The sequence below is a fragment of the Spiroplasma endosymbiont of Dioctria linearis genome (assembly GCF_964030865.1).
Lineage (GTDB): Bacteria > Bacillota_I > Bacilli_A > Mycoplasmatales > Mycoplasmataceae > Spiroplasma_A.
The window spans coordinates 976542-995210 of sequence record NZ_OZ034984.1 but is presented as its reverse complement, the minus strand read 5'-3'; the positions used below and the strand labels follow the sequence as shown (position 1 = coordinate 995210).

The window sequence follows — 18669 nt, the reverse complement described above, 5'->3', positions numbered from 1 at the left end:
TTTGGGATTTATTTTTTATTAAAATAATATAATTAGTTTAATAGTAAATTTTACATACAAAAATTTTAAATAACCGTATATTTGATATATTAAAAAATTTTTATGAAATATTTTTCCGTTTATAACTTTCTATTTGGCAATAATAATTGTATAATGATTAAGATTTTTGACTTAGCAAAAAAAGGAGTAGTTTTTAATGGCAAGAGACAAATCAATAGTTAAGAAGCACGGTAAAATAGCAGAGCAAATTATTTCACTGGAAGCGGACTATGAAAAATTAAGTGAAACAGAATTATCAAATAAGACACAAGAATTTAAAGATAGATTAGCAAACGGTGAAACTTTAGATGAACTTTTAGTTGAAGCTTTTGCAGTAGTTAGAGAAGCTGCATTTAGGGTTTTAAAACTAAAAGCTTATAAAGTTCAATTAATTGGTGCTATTATTTTACATCAAGGTGATATTGCAGAGATGAGAACGGGTGAAGGTAAAACTTTAACTGGTCTTTTTCCTGCATACCTAAATGCTTTATCTGGTTTAGGAGTTCACGTTGTTACTGTTAATGAGTATTTATCTAGAAGAGATAGTGAAATTAATGGTCAAGTTTATGACATGCTAGGAATTAGTGTTGGATTAAATGGGAGAGATTTATCTAAAGAGCAAAAAAGAAGTGCTTATTCTAAAGATATTACTTATACAACAAACTCAGAATTGGGATTTGATTACTTAAGAGATAATATGGTATATCGTTTAGATCAAAAAGTTCAAAGAAAACTTAACTTTGCAATTATTGATGAGGCTGACTCAATACTTATTGACGAGGCAAGAACACCTTTAATTATTTCTGGGGGAAGCCAAAATAGAATTAATTTATATAAAGCAGCTGATTCATTTTCTAAATCATTGGATGAAAAAACAGACATTGAAATTGATTTAGAATCAAAACAAGTTTATTTAATTGAACCCGGAATTCAAAAAGCACATAAATTCTTTAGTATTGATAATCTATTTGATTTTAGAAATACTGAAGTATTTCACTTAATTATGAACGCATTAAAAGCAATGTTTACTTTTAAAAAAGAAGTTGAGTATACTGTTCAAGGTAATGAGATTATTTTAATTGATCAGTTTACAGGAAGAACAATGCCAGGTAGAGCTTATAGTGATGGTTTGCAACAAGCGTTACAAGCAAAAGAGGGTGTTGAAATTGAAGAAGAAACAACAACTTTAGCTACAATTACTTATCAAAATTTTTACAGACTATATAATAAACTTTCAGGAATGACAGGAACTGCAAAAACTGAGGAAGAAGAATTCTTAAAAATATATAATACAAGAGTTATTGTTTGTCCAACAAACAAACCAATTATTAGAGTAGATGAACCAGACTTAACTTTTGGAACAATTAATGCTAAATTAAAACACTTAGTAAAAGACTTAGAAGAAGTAACCCAATCTGGAAGACCAGTACTTATTGGAACAACATCAGTTGATTCTTCTGAACAAGTTTCTCATTATTTACAAAAAGCTGGTTTAAAGTTTGAAATGATTAATGCTAAAAATCACCATAGAGAAGCTGAAATAGTTGAAAAAGCTGGACAAGTAGGTTCTATAACATTAGCAACAAACATGGCTGGACGTGGAACAGATATTAAACTCTCAGATGAAGCTAGAAAAAATGGTGGCCTATTTGTTATGGGTATTGAACGTAACGAAGCAAGACGTATTGATAATCAGTTAAGAGGTAGAGCTGGTAGACAAGGTGATCCTGGAAGTTCAAGATTTTATATTTCTATGGAAGATGAATTAATGATTCGTTTCTCAGCTCCTAAATTAAGACAGATGTTTTTAAAATTGGGTGATGATCATATTAAATCAAGATTGTTTACAAGAGCAATTACAAATGCTCAAAAAAAACTTGAGGGGTTAAATTTTGATCAACGTAAAAATGTTCTTGATTACGATAATATTCTTTCACAACAACGTGAAGCTATTTATTCACAAAGAGATTCAATTCTAGAACAAGAAACTTTAAAGGGAGTTATTGCAAGATTTCAATATACAATTGCATATGAAATTGTAGAAAGAAACTCAGAGCTTGTTAGAGGAGAAAGAACAATTAATATTTCTTCTCTAATAAAAGACATTAACTCAAGATTTGTTATTGAAGGTTCATTAAGTGAAAAAGACTTTGGTGGATTAGAAAAAGCACAAATTGCAAAAAAGATCTCTGAAAGTATGATGGAATTATATTTAAGCAAAACAAACTCTGTACCACAAGAAGTTATAAGTGAAATGGAAAGAAGAACTATTCTTCAATCACTTGACTATCATTGACAAAAACACATTAATATAAATCAAAAATTGAGAAGTGGTATTTATTTACAACAATATGCACAAAATAATCCATTGCATGAATATGTAGAAGAATCAGCTAGGCTATTCAATAAAATGAAAATAATGATTGCAGAAGAAACAATCATTAAACTATATGGATCATTTGTAAGAGAAGTTGGACCAAATGAAAAAACTATTGAATTTAATAATGAAGAACCAAAAACTATTAATATAAGTGATAAAGATATCGATCAAATTCTAGAAGAATGAAAAATTCCTAAAGAAAAATTTGCAAGAGCAAATGTTGATAAAAGATTTAAAGAACTTAAAAAGGAATTAAAAGGCAAAAAAGAAGAGTTAGAAAAAGTTAAATTTCAATATGCAATTCTTGAGGGTCTAATGAAAAAACTTGATGAAATTTTTTCTCAGCAACAAAAACAATCAGCTGAAATTCCTTTTGAAGAAGTTGAAAGAATGGTAACTAAATTTAAGTTGAAAAAAATCTTTACTGCAAAAGATGTTAAAGCAAGTTACGAAAAATTAGCTAAAAAAGAAACTGATGAAGCTGAAAAAACAAAACTACTAATTGAAACACAGATATTAATGGCACTAGCAACTGAATTAGAAAAAAAACAAAAAGAATTTAAAGTTTTAGATGAAAATGGTAAAGTTAAAAAAACATTTAAAACTAACCCAGATGGTTCAATTTCAGAAGATGATATTGAAGACACTGAACAAGTTCAAACAAAAACAAAAATTGGATAAAATATTTTTTTCTATTTTTTACAACAAGACAAATGTCTTGTTTTTTTAATTAATCTATGTAAAATATTGCTAGGCAATATTATTTCTAGGGGCCAATCTCTAGATTTTTTAGGTCTTATTAAAGAGGTAATAAAATGGAAAGTAAAAATCAAAAATTTAGTATAGTTACAGAATATAAACCAGATGGAGACCAACCCAATGCAATTAAGAAGTTAATTTCTGGTTTAAAAAACAATGTAAAACATCAAGTTTTAATGGGTGCAACAGGAACAGGAAAAACATTCACGATGGCAAATGTAATTCAGGAAATGAATAAGCCAACTCTTGTTTTAGCTCATAATAAAACATTAGCAATGCAATTGTATATTGAACTAAAAGAACTATTTCCAAATAATAGAGTTGAATATTATGTCTCTAATTTTGACTTTTATCAACCAGAGGCATATATTCCATCAAGAGATTTATATATAGATAAAGATGCAAAAAGAAATAATGATTTAGAAATGATGAGACTAAGTTCAATGAACGCTCTAATGATTAGAAGAGATACAATAGTAGTGGCATCTGTTGCATGTATCTATGCAACACAAGATCCAAAAGAGTACGGAGATGTTTTTTTTGAATTAGAGGTTGGTCAAGTTTTATCTAAAAAAGAATTATTAACTTTTCTTGTTCAAACAGGTTATACTCGAGACGAAAATGATTTAGCTATGGGTTATTTTAGCGCAAAGGGTGATGTTATAAGAATTGCACCAAGTTGAACTGATAAATATCATATTAGAATCTCAATGTTTGGAGATGAGATTGAAGCAATTGAAATGATAGATGTATTAAATAATACAGTTTTAGAAAAAATTAGAATGTTTACAGTTTATCCAGCTGCAGCCTATGTTACAAACTTTGATAAAATGAAATTAGTTGTAGAAAATATTGGTAAAGAATTAAATCAAAGAGTTCAATGATTTCAAGATCAAAAAAAATTTATTGAAGCAGATAGATTAATGAAAAGAACTAAATATGATATGGAAACAATGAGTGAGTTTGGAATATGTAGTGGAATTGAAAATTATTCACCACACTTAGACTTTAGAACTCCAGGTACTCCACCATTTACTTTAATTGATTATTTTGGTGAAGACTTTTTAACTATTATAGATGAATCTCATATGATGATTCCTCAACTAAATGCTATGTACAATACTGATAGAAGTAGAAAAGAAACTTTGGTTGAACATGGTTTTAGATTACCAAGCGCTATTGATAATAGACCTTTGAAGTTTCAAGAATTTGCAGGTAAATTAAAAAATGTTATCTATACATCTGCAACCCCAGGTCCGTATGAACTTGATTTAGTTAATAATGATGTAATTGAGCAAATCATTAGACCTACAGGATTAGTAGATCCTCAAATTGAAATTCGCTCAACTATTAATCAAATGAATGATATTGTAGATGAGATTAATAAAGTAGTTGCAAAAAAACAAAAGGTCTTTATAACTGCAATTACAATTAGAATTTCTGAAGATATCACAACTTACTTACAATCAAGAAATTTAAAAGTAGCCTATCTACATTCAGAGTTAAAAACTTTGGAAAGAAATCAGGTACTAACTGATTTAAGGAAAGGTGTTTATGATGTTATTGTTGGTGTTAACTTATTAAGAGAGGGTTTAGATATTCCTGAAGTAAGTTTAGTTTGTATTCTTGATGCAGATAAACAAGGGTTTTTAAGAAATACAAGAAGTTTAATTCAAACAATAGGAAGAGCTGCTAGAAACTCTGAAGGTCGTGTAATTTTTTATGCGGATTCAACTTCTCCTGCTATGAAAGAAGCAATTGAAGAAACTGATAGAAGACGAAATATTCAGAAAGAATATAATGAACTTCATGGAATTACTCCAAAAACTATTATCAAAAAAATTACAGATATTATTTCTGATTCAAATATTAGAAATAAAGTTGATGAATTAAAAAAACTAAAGAAAAAAGAAAAAGAAAAGAAAAAGGAAGATTTAATTTCTGATTTAAGAAAACAAATGTTAAGTGTTGCAAAAGAACAAAATTATGAAAAGGCAGCTGAACTTAGAGATCTTATTTTAGAGTTACAAGCAGAAGGGTAAAGGTTATTATTATGAACAAAAAAATTATTATAAAAGGAGCAAGAGAGCATAATTTAAAAAATATTGATATAGAAATTCCAAAGGAGAAACTTGTAGTTTTTACAGGTTTATCTGGTAGTGGAAAATCGTCACTAGCTTTTAATACTATTTATGCTGAAGGTGAAAGAAGATATATTGAATCATTATCTTCATTTTCACGACAATTTTTAAAATCTGTGGAAAAGCCTGATGTTGACGAAATTGAAGGTTTAAGCCCTGCTATTTCAATTGATCAAAAAACAACAAGTCATAATCCAAGATCAACTGTAGGAACAACAACAGAGATACATGATCATCTTAGATTATTATTTGCAAATATTGGAACTCCATTTTGTGTAAATGGTCATGGCCCAATTAAAACATCATCTCTTAAAGAAATTATAGAGACATTAAAAAAAGAAACAAAAGAAGATGATCAAATCTTCATTTTAGCTCCAGTTGTAAGAGATAAAAAAGGAACTCATAAAGATCTCTTTATAAAATTAAAAAGAGAAAATTTTTTAAGAGTTCAAATAAATGGCGAAGTAAGAAATCTTGAAGAAGATATTCAATTAGAACAAAATAAAAGACATAATATTGATATTGTCGTAGACAGATTAATTTTTAAAGCAGGAGATGAAGAACTTCAATCAAGAATTTATTCAGCAATAGAAGTTGGGTTAGGATACTCAAATGGTCTTATTAAAATTTATTACCCAAAGAGAAATAATGAAACAAAATTATTTTCAACAAAATATTCTTGTAGTGAATGTGGTTTTTCAATTCCAAACTTAGAGGCTAATTTATTTTCTTTTAATAAAAAAAATGGAGCTTGCGAAACTTGTTCAGGTTTAGGGGTTAATTTAGAAGCAGATCCAGGTCTGATAATTCCAGACCCATCATTATCTATTCGTGAAGGTGGTATTTTATATTATAAAAATATTGTTGATTCAACAAATATAGAATGACAAAAATTTAAGTTACTTTGTGATTATTATTTAATTGATATAAATTCACAAATAAATAAATTAAATGAAAAACAAATAAATGTTATTTTATATGGAAGTGATGAGCCAATTGAAACTAAAATTACTACTGTTAGTGGAAATACATTAAGAGCTTTTGATTATATTGAAGGAATTGCAAATATTATTGAAAGAAAATATATTGAAACTAAATCAGAAGATAATAGAAAATATTATGGAAAATATATGATGTCAAAAGTTTGTAAAACTTGTAAGGGAAAAAGATTAAATGATATTGCATTAAGCGTTAAAATTAATGACATCTCAATTGCTGACTTTGTAGAATTAACTATTGAAGAGGAGTTAACTTTCCTACTAAACTTAAATTTAAATGAGCAACAAGCAAAAATTGCAAGTCTTGTTTTAAATCAACTTGTTTCAAGAATTAGTTTTTTAAATGAGGTTGGTTTAAATTATTTAACACTTTCTAGAAGTGCAACAACTCTTTCTGGAGGAGAAGCACAAAGAATTAGACTAGCAAAACAATTAGGTTCAAAATTATCAGGCGTTCTTTATGTTCTAGATGAACCTTCAATTGGTTTACACCAAAGAGACAATGATAAATTAATTACTACCTTAAAAAAACTAAGAGATTTAGGAAATACTTTAATTGTTGTAGAGCATGATGAAGATACAATGAAAGCATCAGATTGAATAGTTGATATTGGACCTGGTGCTGGAGTTGAAGGTGGAAATATTACAGCACAAGGTACATATGAAGATATTTGTAAAAATCCAAATTCCTTAACAGGAAAATATCTATCTAAGCAATTATCAATTCCTACCCCAAAAAAACGTAGGGGTGGTAATGGCTTAAAAATTGAAATAAAGGGTGCTAGTGAAAATAATTTAAAAAATATTGATGTAACTCTCCCATTAGGTAAATTTATCTCAGTTACAGGAGTTAGTGGAAGTGGAAAATCAACTTTGGTTGAAGAAGTTATTTATAAAGGATTAAAAAAAGAAATAAACAAAGAATTAATTCGTCCAGGTAAATATAAATCAATGAAAGGTTGAGAAAACATTGATAAAATAATTTATGTATCACAAGATCCTATTGGTAAAACACCGAGATCTAATCCAGCAACATATACATCTGTTTTTGATGATATTAGAGATCTTTACACAGAAATTCCCGAGTCTAAAATTAGGGGTTATAAAAAGGGAAGATTTAGTTTTAATGTTCCTGGTGGAAGATGCGATTCATGTTGAGGAGATGGTGTCGTTCGTGTTGATATGCAATTTCTTGGATATGTAGAAGTGGTTTGTGAAATATGTGATGGAAAAAGATATAATGAAGAAACTCTTCAAATAAAATATAGAGGAAAAAATATATGAAATGTCTTAAGTATGACTGTTCAAGAAGCTCATGATTTTTTTGAAAATATTCCTAAAATTAGAGAGAAGTTAGAAACAATACTAGCAGTAGGTCTTGGTTATATAAAATTAGGACAGAATGCAACAACTCTTTCTGGTGGAGAAGCACAGAGGGTTAAATTATCAACTTTCTTATTAAAAAGACAAACTGGAAAAACTTTATTTTTATTAGATGAACCAACAACAGGTTTACATATTGATGATGTAAAAAGATTAATAAGTGTTTTAAATATTTTAGTTGATCAAGGAAATACAGTTTTGACAATTGAGCATAATCTTGATTTTATAAAAGTTTCAGACTATGTGATTGATTTAGGTCCTGAAGGTGGAAGTGGAGGAGGAACTATTCTTGCTACTGGTACACCAGAACAAATAATTGAAAATAAAGACAGTTTTACTGCCAAATATTTAAAGGAGTATTTAAATGATTAGTGTCGAAGAAAATTTAATACCTTCTGAAATAATTTTTAAAAAGAACTATAATTTAAAAAAATTATTAGAAGATATTGGTAATCCTCAAAATAGTTTTAATGTTATTAATGTTGTAGGAACAAATGGTAAAGGATCAACTTCACAATTTATTTTCAATGGTCTAAAAACCAAGTTTAAAAAAGTGGGTCTATTTATATCACCTGCCTTTTTAAATCAAAATGAGAGAATTCAATATAATGGTGAAATGATTTCTGATGAAAATTTAAAAAGGCTGCTTGCAGAAAACCAAAAGTTAATTAAAAAATATGAGTTAACTTTTTTTGAAATTTGAACTCTTATTGTAATTCTATATTTCTATGAATTAAAAATTGATATAGCTGTTATTGAAGCAGGAATTGGTGGCTTAAAAGATTCAACAAATGTTTTTGAGAAACAATTAGCAGTTTGTGTAACTTCTCTTGGTATGGATCATCAAGAAGTTTTGGGATATACAATCGAAGAAATTATTTATCAAAAATTAACTATAGCAAAAGAGAATGTCAAAATATTTTTAAGTGCAGATAATATAAAATATAAAAAAATTATTCAAAAAGTAAATAATAATCCAAAGGTTTTTACAAAAAAAATTATGGACCCAATATATTTTCAAAGTTTTAATAAAGGATTAGCTATTGAATTACTTAATTATTTGGGTATTACAGTAAATTCATTTGAAGAAGCTCCACTTGGTAGGTATAGCTTATTAAAGAAAGATCCAATTTTTATTATTGATGGTTGTCATAATTATGATGGAGCTTTAAAACTATCTAAACAAATAAAAGAAATTAAAGACCTTATAATTTTGTTTGGGGCAAGTGAAGGTAAAGACTATAAGAAAATACTGGAATGTTTAAAAAAAAGAGATAGAAAAATTTATTTAACAGAATTTGATCATAAAAAATCTTGAAAAATAAATAAAGAAGATTTTATAGATTTTACAATTGTTAAAGATTGAAAAGTTTTTCTTAAAGAGAATAAACATAAAAATATATTAGTTTGTGGAAGTCTATACTTTATTCCATTAATATATAAATGAATGGAGGAAGAGTAAAATGTCTTTATATTTATATACAAATATTGCAGCTATATTTCTTGTCCTAGGTATTCTATTGTGCGCTTTGGCATTAGAAAACTTCACTTTCAAAAAAATTAGTTTAAAGCACTTAACTGTAATTTCACTATTTGCAGCTTGTAGTGCAGTATTGACCGGCTTCACTTATAATTTTCCACCAATTTTTGGAAATATTCATATAGCTTTAGGGGATTGAATTATCTTTCTAATTGGTCTTTTATTTGGCCCATTATGTGGAGTTATCTCTGCAATTTGTACAGATACCTTAATGGCAATTGTTATGCCTAGTAGTTACGGTTATCATGGTGGTTATATGTTTGGTAAATGTGTTTTGGCATTTTTTGGATCTCTTGTTTTCTTAACAAGAGCACAAAATAGAATATTATTAAAAGTAATAATTTTATATTCAGTAGCATATATTTTTCAAAGTTTAATATTAAATCAAATTTGAATGATGTCTTGAAAAGGAAATGCTGCTTGAGTTGATTTTGTAGCTAAATTAATTAAATTACCAATAACTTTACCAATTTATATTTCCTTTACTTATTCAACATTTTTACCTATAAGAAAGATGTTAAAGAACTGAAATACTGAGTTTGTATGATGTTTTAAAGCGGAATACTTATTAAAAAATCTAGATTACTAAATCTAGATTTTTTAATTAATTTATTAGATATAATTACTATTGAGGTAAAAAAAATGAGTAAACTTTATGCAAAAAAAATAATTGAAGAATTTAAATTAAAAGTAGTCTCAGGTCAAAATAAGCTGGAAACTCAAATTGATGTCTATGGAATTAATAGAGCAGGTTTAGAACTAACTGGTTACTTTGAAAGCGGAGAGAAGTCTCATAGAATAATTGTTATGTCTACAAAGGAATATTTGTATATTATGAACTTCGAAGAAAAGGAAAGAAGATTAAGATATCAGAAGCTTTTTTCAAGAAACATACCTTTGATAATTCTTACAGATAAATTTGAAGATAATTTGGCAATTGAGGTTGCTAAAGAAACAGATTCTTTACTTGTTAGAACTAGAACAGAATCAACAAGTGATTTTACTCAAAATGTTCTTGAATTTATGGATGATTATTTTGCACCTGTAGTTGAAGTACATGCTTCTTGTGTAAATATCTTTGGTAAGGGTGTGTTATTAATTGGAGAATCAGGAATAGGAAAATCAGAAATTACACTAGACTTAGTAAAAACAAATCACTTATTTGTAGGTGATGATAGAATAGTTATTACTAAAAAGTCAAATGAATTATATGGTAAAAGCCATGAAATATTAAAAAATTTAGTTGAAGTTAGAGGAATTGGTATAGTGGATGTTTCACAAACAAATGGATATCAAGTTATTTTAGAAAAAACAAAAATTGATCTTGTTATTGAATTAACACAATTTAAAAAAAATGGTATTGATGATTCAGAGAGACTGGGAACCTCTTTTGCAACATATGAAATATTAGGGGCTTTAGTTCCTTATATTAAAATTCCAGTTTCTTCAGGAAGAAATATTCCAAATATAATTGAAGCGGCAGTTGCTAAATTAAAAATTAAACAGAGTGGACTTTATAAAGATGAAACTGAAGTATTAAGCGAAAGAGCAATTAAATTTAACAATGATTAGTTTTTTATCTAATATTATTTGAGAAAATGGAGAAAAGATTCCATATGAATCTGACTCACTATCATTTTTATATTCTCTTTTAGTTGTTACTGGTGTTTTAAGTGTAATATTTGTTTCTGCTTTCAAATTATATAAAAGAGGAATTCCACTAAAGGATTTTATGAACGGAATATATATATCATTACCTGTGGGAATTATTGGAGCAAGTATATTTGGAAAATTAGGATCATCAGGAGATCAATGAAAGTTATATATGTTAATTTTCTTTTGGGAACCTGGAATGAGTTTTTTTGGTTCGATGCTTTGTGGAGGAACAGCTGCCTTTTTATGACTATGACATAAAAGTAGATATACTAAAATCTCAATTTATGTTTATGCAGATTGCATTGTTCCAAATATATTATTAGGTCAATCAATTGGAAGATGAGGTAACTTATTTAATCATGAAATATTAGGAAGAGAAGTACATGATTTAAATAAAATAAACTGATTGCCAAATTTTATTTGACATAGATTATTTTATTTTAAAGATTTAACTACATCTTCGGAATTGGAAACTCTTCAATTTCGTGAACCCCTATTTTTGTATGAATCTTTTACCACATTACTCCTTTGAATTTTAATCACCTTTGTTTTTGCTAACCTATGAAAAGTAATTAGTAAAAAACCATGAAAAGTTGACCCAGAAAACTTCCCATGCAAATGAAATAAAAGTTTTAAGTCTATTTATGAAAGCGATTTAAAAAGTTATAGTACACAATCTACTATTGAATATTTAAAGGATAAAGATGGTAAGTTATATTTATCAACATCATGAGTTTGAAAAAAAGCTTATACATTGTATGAACCTCCAAAAGATTTAGTTGAAAAAGCACAAGAAAAAATAGAGAAAAGAAAAATATTAGCAATAAAGGCAAAGCAAAAGTATCAATCTATAATTAGAAAAAATAATGAAGAAATTGAAAAGCAAAAAGTTAAGTTAAAAAGTAATAAAATAACAAAACAAGATTTTTATAATTTTAAAAGGGAATTAAAGAATAGTAGTAAAGTGGAATTACAGAAATTGAAATTAGAAAAAAATCAACTTATAGTTTTTGTAAAAAGAGATTCAAAAGAACTATATGAGATAAATAATCCAAATAATTATAAAATTATTTACAGTGGAGTATTAGCAGGAATATATATCTTAGGTTATACTATTATAAGACTTATCCTTGATCAGTTAAGAAATCCTTATGAATTAACTGTAAAAGATAATGTGGTTTTAAATTATTTATTTTTAGCAGGATTTTTGCTATTAGGATTGGCTGTAATTATATTTGCACAATTTATAGCTCCAAAAAAATGAAGGGAAGAGGGTTGACTATATGAAAAATCATATTAATGTTGATTATGATTTGATAATAGCAGGTGCAGGACCTGCTGGTTTGAGTGCAGCAATATATGCTGGTAGAGCAGGTTTAAATGTACTTGTTTTAGAAAAAGAAGCACCTGGAGGTAAGGTTATTAAAACTGGAGAAATTGAAAATTATCCAGGGTTTACAAATATTCAAGGACCAGATTTAGCTATGCATTTTTTTGAGCAAGCAACAGCAATGGGGGCAAAATTTGAGTTCTCTGGTTTAAAAGATTTTGAAAAAAAAGAATCCTTTAATATAACATTAGAAAATGGAAAAACTTTAACTTCAAAAGCGCTAGTAATTGCTACTGGAACAAAAGAGAATTTATTAGGGGTTCCAGGGGAAATTGAACTTTATGGTAAGGGAGTTTCTTATTGTGCTGTTTGCGATGGAAGCTTTTATAAGGAAATGCCTGTGGCAGTTGTTGGCGGGGGATATAGTGCAATTGAAGAAGCTATATTTTTAACAAGATTTGTCTCAAAAGTATATTTAATTCATAGAAGTAAGAAATTTAGAGTTGATAATAAAACATTAGAAAAGGCTAAAAATAATGAAAAAATAGTATTTATTTTGGATTCAGTTGTTGAAAGTATTGAAGGTAGTGATAAAGTCTCACTAATTAAAATCAAAAATGTATTAGAAAATAATACATCAAAAATTGATGTTAATGCTGTTTTTCCATTTATTGGACATTATCCAGTCACAAGTTTTGTAAAACAAATTCAGATATTAAATGAAGAAAAACACATTATTGGTGATGAAAGAATGAAAACTAAAATAGAAGGTCTATTCGTGGCTGGAGATGTTAGAAATACACCATTTAGACAAATTGCAACAGCTACTTCTGATGGAGCGATTGCGGGTCAAAATGCTGTAAATTATATTGAAAATCTTGATTAATTATCAAGGTTTTTTATTAATTGCTATGTTAAAATAATTTAAGTTAAAAAAGGTGTTGAGAAAATGTTTTATAGCTGAATACAAAAGGACAATTGAAAAGAAGCTACAGAATGATGAACTGTTAGAGATGATTATGGAATTATTCATATTTATGCACTAACAATGACTTTGGGAGTTATTTTTGCTGTCGGTATCTCTGCAATAAAACTTTATAGAAGAGGAGTTTCACTTACTGAATTATGAATTGGAGCAGCTATAATTGTTCCAGTATCTTTAATAGGAGCAAGTTTTTTTGGTAAGTTAAATGCAGCGGGTTATGGTCAAAATAACTCTGGTTTTTTTGGACTCTTTGCTTTCTGAAATGGTGGTATGGCAATTCATGGTGGAGTTTATGTTGGAACTTTGGCAGGATTAATAATATTTTATTTTTTAGGTAGAAGAACGAAAGTATCATTATGGGTATATACTGATTGCATAATCCCAAATATTCTTATTGGTCAGGGAATTGGAAGATGAGGAAATTTCTTTAATCATGAAATATTTGGTAAACCATTAGCAGAATGAAATAATGGTAATACTACTGCATTGAAGTGACTGCCAAATTTTATAAAAACAAATATGGTATGAACTTATAATGGAAAAGCAGGGGAAAAACTAAATGGTTTAGAATTATCACCTGGTACAGAATATATTATGTCACCAATATTTCTATATGAATCAATAAGTTTAATAGCAGCATGGTTAATAATAACTTTTATAATACCTAACATTGGTAAATGGTTTGGGAAAAAACCTTGAAAAGTAAATCCTGAAGAAAATTATGAAGGAATATCTAAATTTCATATTTGAAAAAAAGAAGTATATGCAAATCATCATAAAAAAGAAATTGAATTTTATAAGACTGAAATAACTAAAATTGATGATAAAAATTATGTTAAAAGAAAATGAAAACAAGGAAAACTTTTATCCAAATGTAACAACCCTGAAAACTATACTCTAATTAGATCGGGGGTGCAAGCAGGAGCATATTTCTTTGCGTGAAACTTGGTAAGATTCATTTTAGAAGTAGGAAGACCAGATGATCATTTATTCTTAATGTATCAAAGAACTTTATCTTTAACCATAATTGGTTTATCAATGTTCTTTGGTTTATTAGTAGCAATAATGGCACAATTTGTTTTTCCATATTTATTTAGAACTACAGGTTTTATATATGAACAAGAATATTTCTACTTAGACCATGAAAATAATAAGGAGTTTAAAAAGGAAATAGAAACAAAGAAAATAGAGAAAAACAAGATTAAAGAAGAAAAAGCAAGACAAAAATTAAAAGAAAAATTAGAAAAAAAATAGGAGGGTAATATGTCTTTTGCAATGGAAGTTAAAGAAGAAATTTTGAACCACACTTTTACAAATGAGCAAAAGATTATGTTACTCTCTGGTTTTATAAAATATAATGGTGAAATTATATATGCAAATAGTGGAGTTGCTTTAAGACTTACAAGTAATAGTAATAACATTATTAGACATGTATTTTCGCTTTTAAAAACAATATATAATGGAAAAATTGAGATATCAATTATACAAGTTCAAAAACTTAGAAATAGTAAAAGTTATCAGCTTACGCTAACTGAAAATATCATTGAATTTTTATCAAAAAATGATATATTTCATCCAGAATTAGCAAATAAAATAATTGAAATTAATTTAGAAAAATATATTAAAAAAACTTGAGAAGGATTAACACGAGCCTATATCTCTGGACTATTTATAGCTATTGGAAGTGTTAATTCTCCTGAAACTACAAATTATCATTTAGAGTTACAATTTAAAGAAAATGAATCAGCTCAATATATTAGAAAAGTTTTAAATAAATATCACTTTAACTTTAAAACTACAAATAAAGGAAATAAAATAGTTTGCTATATTAAAAAATCTATAGCTGTTTCTGATTTCCTAAAATTCATAGATGCTCCAATTTCTGTTATGAAATTTGAAAACACAAGAATTAATAGAGATGTTAGCAACAATATAAATAGAATGATAAATATAGATATCTATAATCAGCAGAAATCGTCAGAGACTGGCTTAAAGCAGATAGAAGAGATTAAAAAGATTATAAAAAATAATCTTCTCCTAGAATTATCGCCTAAAGCTCAGTTATTGTCAGAAATAAGATTAGAGAATCCAGACGCATCATTTTCAGAATTGGAAGTCTTAATGAACGATAAAAATATATCAATAACAAAATCTGGAATAAGCAATTTATTTAGAATGATAAATAAATTGGCAAATACAATTGGAGAATAAATATGGAAAAAAACATTATAAAAACATTTAGTAAGAACATGAAAAGAATAAGGGTAGATGCAAAATTAACACAGGAAGAATTAAGCTTCACTTCAGAGCTACACAGAAATTATATTTCCGATACTGAAAGAGGTAAAAGAAATATATCATTAAAATCTGTTGAAAAAATAGCAAAAGCACTAAATGTAGAGCCAATTGAATTTTTTAGGGACGTAGATTAGTATTAAAAAAGACAGAACTTAGATTCTGTTTTTTTTATTTTTTAATAAACAATAACTTTAGTTAATTTATCAAAATCCGCATTATTCTTAATATTTTTGTAGCCTTCATACAAAATGTATGATTTAAAACCCTTTGCTTTTAAACTCTTATAAATAGATAAATGACTTCTAGAATCTTCATCAATAATAAGTACCTTATTTTTTTTATCCAATATTTTAAAATACTTTAAATTAAAAGTAAGTAGAGGAATATTTATAGATCCTTTAAGGTGATTTTGGTTATATGAAATACTATTTCTAATATCAATTACTTGTCACTTTTTACTCTTTAAAATATTATTGAGACTTTTCATATTTTTTGTTTTATATTTAGCCTTAAAAGCATTTTTTCTAAAAATTTTTTCTAAAAATTTAAATATATATTCTAGTCATTGCATTTTTTATCACCAAACTAATTATAACTTGAAAATAATAAATTTTCATAATGCTTATTGGAATAATTCTCTTAATTATTCCATTTTATAGAAAGATAGATGTATAAAATATTCTTTTTTTGTAGCAATTGTAGTATTATATATTTAATGAATGGAGGCCTTGTATGAATTTACTTGCCGGAACAGCGTCACAACAAACACTAGCAAATCAAATAATTTTAGGTTTTGAAATTCTTGGTTTAATTGTCTCAATATTAATGATAATTGTTGGTTTAGTACAGAACAAAAGCTCGCAAACTGGATTAAGTGCATTAAATGGTGGTAATGATGAATTATTCTCAAACTCCAAAGAGAGAGGTATGGATAAGACAACATCAATTTGGATGTTCAGCTTAGGAATTACACTATTTATAATTACAATTGTAATGGGAATTATTTCAAACACTGTTCTAAGTTAATAGTGTTTTTTTAATAGAAAGAGAATTTATGAAAAATATAATATTGGAGCGGTTAAAGAAAAAAGATAGACTGCATTTAAATGACTTAACTAATAATATTAATGGAAAATATGAAAGTATTACGGATGCTTTAAGATTACTTCAAGAAGAGCATTTAATTGGTTGGACTAAAGAAAATGTTATTTATTTTGTTGGAGAAAAATATAGAATTGGGTCAATAAAAATAAATGATAAAGGGTTTGGATTTATAAAAGAATTAAACAGTGAAGATGATGATTTCTTTGTTCCTCCAAATGCACTTAATGGTTCTATTTCATCTGATGAAGTTATTTTTACTGTTCAAAAAGAAAATGATGATAGACTTAAAGCAAATGTAGAAGATATTGTTTTAAGAACTAAAACATCATTAATTGGAGAAATGAGAAAAAGTAGTTGTGGTAGGTTTATAGATTTTATTCCCAATGAACCCGGATTTAAGAATTATAGAATCGTATTAGTTAATTTGAAAGATTTTAAGTTAAAAGAAGATTTAATTGTAAAAGTTAAAATATTAGATGTAAGAGATAGAAAACTATTTACAAGAATTCAAAAAATAATTGGAGATGCAAATAAGGCAATAGATAGAATTATTTCAATTGCCTATGAATTTGATATTAAACCAGAATTTAATAATTTGACATTGGATAATGCAATTGAGGTTGCAAAGCCAATTGATTATAAAGATGAAAAAATTAAAAGAAGACTTTCTAATTCTTTAATTAATAAAAATTTAGTAACAATTGATGGTGCAGATTCAAAAGATTTAGATGATGCAATTTATGTTGAAAAAACAAATAAGGGATATAAACTTATTGTAGCTATTGCAGATGTAAGTTATTATGTAACTCCATTTTCACCTTTAGATAACACAGCTTTATTTAGAGGTAATTCTGTTTATTTAGCCAACAAAGTAATACCAATGCTTCCTGAAAAATTATCTAATGGAGTTTGTAGTTTAAATCCCAATGAAGAAAAACTTTGCATGGTAGCAGAAATGGATTTTGATCTAAAAGGGAATGTTATAAATAAAAAAGTTTATGAATCAATTATGATATCAAAAGCACGTTTAACTTATAAACAAGTTAATGAACTTTATTCTCAAAAAAAAGTAGACATTAAAGAAGAAATTATAGATATGCTAATGATAGCAAAAGAGCTTCATGAAATAATTGATGTGGAAAGATCAAATAGAGGAGCAATTGAATTTGATATTGCAGAGCCAAAGATAATATTAGATAAGGATTCTAATGTAATTGAAATTGCAAAGCGTGGAAGAGGTATTAGTGAAAAACTAATTGAGAACTTCATGGTAAGTGCAAACGAATGCGTAGCAAGTATTATTTTTGAAAAGAAATTGCCCTTTATTTATAGAAATCATGATGTTCCAAAAGAAGAAAATCTTATTGAATGGCATTCAATATTAAGAGCTTTAGGAGTAAATGTAAAATTAAATGAGTTAGATAAAATAAATCCCAAAATGATTAAACATGCATTAACTCAAATTGAAAGTCAAATAACAGATTCTACTGAAAGAGATGTTATTAATGTTACTTTATTAAAGTTTATGGAAAAAGCTGCATATGAATTGGAGAATATAGGTCACTTTGGATTAGCAAGTAATTGTTATACACATTTTACAAGTCCAATTAGAAGGTATAGTGATTTAATTGTTCATAGATTTTTAAAGCAGTACTTAATTAGTAAGGATTTAAGAGAACTAAAACTGGAGCAAAATAAAAATTTTGTTTTAAAAGCTTGTGGAATTATTAATGACACTGAAAAACAAGCAGTATCAGCTGAAAGAGAAGTTAATAAAGTGTGTATGGCTGAATATATGCAATCTAAAATTGGTCAAGAGTATGAGGGAATAGTAGCTGCAGTCTTAAAATTTGGCATTTTTGTTCAACTAGAAAATTGTGTTGAAGGATTAATTCATATCTCAGAGCTTCCTGACTTTACTTTTGAAGAAAAGACAAGTATTATGGTAAACAAACAAAACAAAATTCTTAGACTAGGCCAAAAAGTAAAAATAAAAGTAAAAAATGCAGATGTTAAAAAAAGAATTATAGACTTTGTGCTTGTTTAACGGTGGTGA

Annotated in this window: 14 protein-coding genes; 13 read left to right on the top strand and 1 reads right to left on the bottom strand. The window is 27.1% G+C overall.

What is annotated here, in order from left to right; translation table 4 throughout:
* Nucleotides 1–196 precede the first annotated feature (196 nt).
* From secA to AAHM84_RS04235, 11 genes are all read left to right on the top strand, one after another.
* Nucleotides 197–3100, top strand: coding sequence for a preprotein translocase subunit SecA (secA, locus tag AAHM84_RS04285; RefSeq protein WP_342258680.1), 2904 nt, complete (start codon nucleotides 197–199; stop codon nucleotides 3098–3100).
* A gap of 134 nt (nucleotides 3101–3234) precedes the next feature.
* Complete coding sequence (gene uvrB / locus AAHM84_RS04280) at nucleotides 3235–5220, top strand: excinuclease ABC subunit UvrB (RefSeq protein ID WP_342258679.1); 1986 nt, start codon at nucleotides 3235–3237, stop codon at nucleotides 5218–5220.
* An 8-nt stretch (nucleotides 5221–5228) separates the two neighbouring features.
* Nucleotides 5229–8072, top strand: a complete 2844-nt coding sequence (gene uvrA, locus AAHM84_RS04275) for an excinuclease ABC subunit UvrA (protein ID WP_425289575.1) — start codon at nucleotides 5229–5231, stop codon at nucleotides 8070–8072.
* Complete coding sequence (locus AAHM84_RS04270) at nucleotides 8065–9162, top strand: bifunctional folylpolyglutamate synthase/dihydrofolate synthase (protein ID WP_342258677.1); 1098 nt, start codon at nucleotides 8065–8067, stop codon at nucleotides 9160–9162. Before uvrA ends, AAHM84_RS04270 begins: the two co-directional genes overlap by 8 nt.
* Nucleotide 9163: 1 nt before the next feature.
* Nucleotides 9164–9829: a folate family ECF transporter S component gene (locus AAHM84_RS04265; protein ID WP_342258676.1), complete on the top strand. Its 666-nt coding sequence runs from the start codon at nucleotides 9164–9166 to the stop codon at nucleotides 9827–9829.
* A gap of 53 nt (nucleotides 9830–9882) precedes the next feature.
* A complete protein-coding gene (hprK, locus tag AAHM84_RS04260; RefSeq protein ID WP_342258675.1) occupies nucleotides 9883–10812 on the top strand; it encodes an HPr(Ser) kinase/phosphatase in 930 nt (309 codons plus the stop codon).
* Nucleotides 10805–12196, top strand: coding sequence for a prolipoprotein diacylglyceryl transferase family protein (locus AAHM84_RS04255; RefSeq protein WP_342258674.1), 1392 nt, complete (start codon nucleotides 10805–10807; stop codon nucleotides 12194–12196). The genes hprK and AAHM84_RS04255 overlap by 8 nt, the downstream gene beginning before the upstream one ends.
* Nucleotides 12180–13112 (top strand): thioredoxin-disulfide reductase, encoded by a 933-nt coding sequence (trxB, locus tag AAHM84_RS04250; RefSeq protein WP_342258673.1) that lies wholly within the window; start codon nucleotides 12180–12182, stop codon nucleotides 13110–13112. The genes AAHM84_RS04255 and trxB overlap by 17 nt, the downstream gene beginning before the upstream one ends.
* Before the next feature lie 63 nt (nucleotides 13113–13175).
* Nucleotides 13176–14465, top strand: coding sequence for a prolipoprotein diacylglyceryl transferase (locus AAHM84_RS04245; protein ID WP_342258672.1), 1290 nt, complete (start codon nucleotides 13176–13178; stop codon nucleotides 14463–14465).
* 9 nt (nucleotides 14466–14474) lie between these two features.
* On the top strand, nucleotides 14475–15422 hold the full coding sequence (gene whiA / locus AAHM84_RS04240; RefSeq protein ID WP_342258671.1) for a DNA-binding protein WhiA: 948 nt from the start codon (nucleotides 14475–14477) through the stop codon (nucleotides 15420–15422).
* A gap of 2 nt (nucleotides 15423–15424) precedes the next feature.
* Complete coding sequence (locus tag AAHM84_RS04235; RefSeq protein WP_339029844.1) at nucleotides 15425–15643, top strand: helix-turn-helix transcriptional regulator; 219 nt, start codon at nucleotides 15425–15427, stop codon at nucleotides 15641–15643.
* 41 nt (nucleotides 15644–15684) lie between these two features.
* On the opposite strand, the gene AAHM84_RS04230 is transcribed toward AAHM84_RS04235, so the two are convergent.
* On the bottom strand, nucleotides 15685–16080 hold the full coding sequence (locus AAHM84_RS04230) for a rhodanese-like domain-containing protein (RefSeq protein WP_342258670.1): 396 nt from the start codon (nucleotides 16078–16080) through the stop codon (nucleotides 15685–15687).
* Nucleotides 16081–16241: 161 nt separating this feature from the next.
* Here AAHM84_RS04230 and secG point away from each other — a divergent pair, with 161 nt between their 5' ends.
* On the top strand, nucleotides 16242–16535 hold the full coding sequence (gene secG / locus AAHM84_RS04225) for a preprotein translocase subunit SecG (RefSeq protein WP_053945765.1): 294 nt from the start codon (nucleotides 16242–16244) through the stop codon (nucleotides 16533–16535).
* Between the two features lie 28 nt (nucleotides 16536–16563).
* Entirely contained in the window at nucleotides 16564–18660 is a 2097-nt protein-coding gene (gene rnr, locus AAHM84_RS04220) for a ribonuclease R (protein ID WP_342258669.1), read from the top strand.
* Nucleotides 18661–18669: the final 9 nt, after the last annotated feature.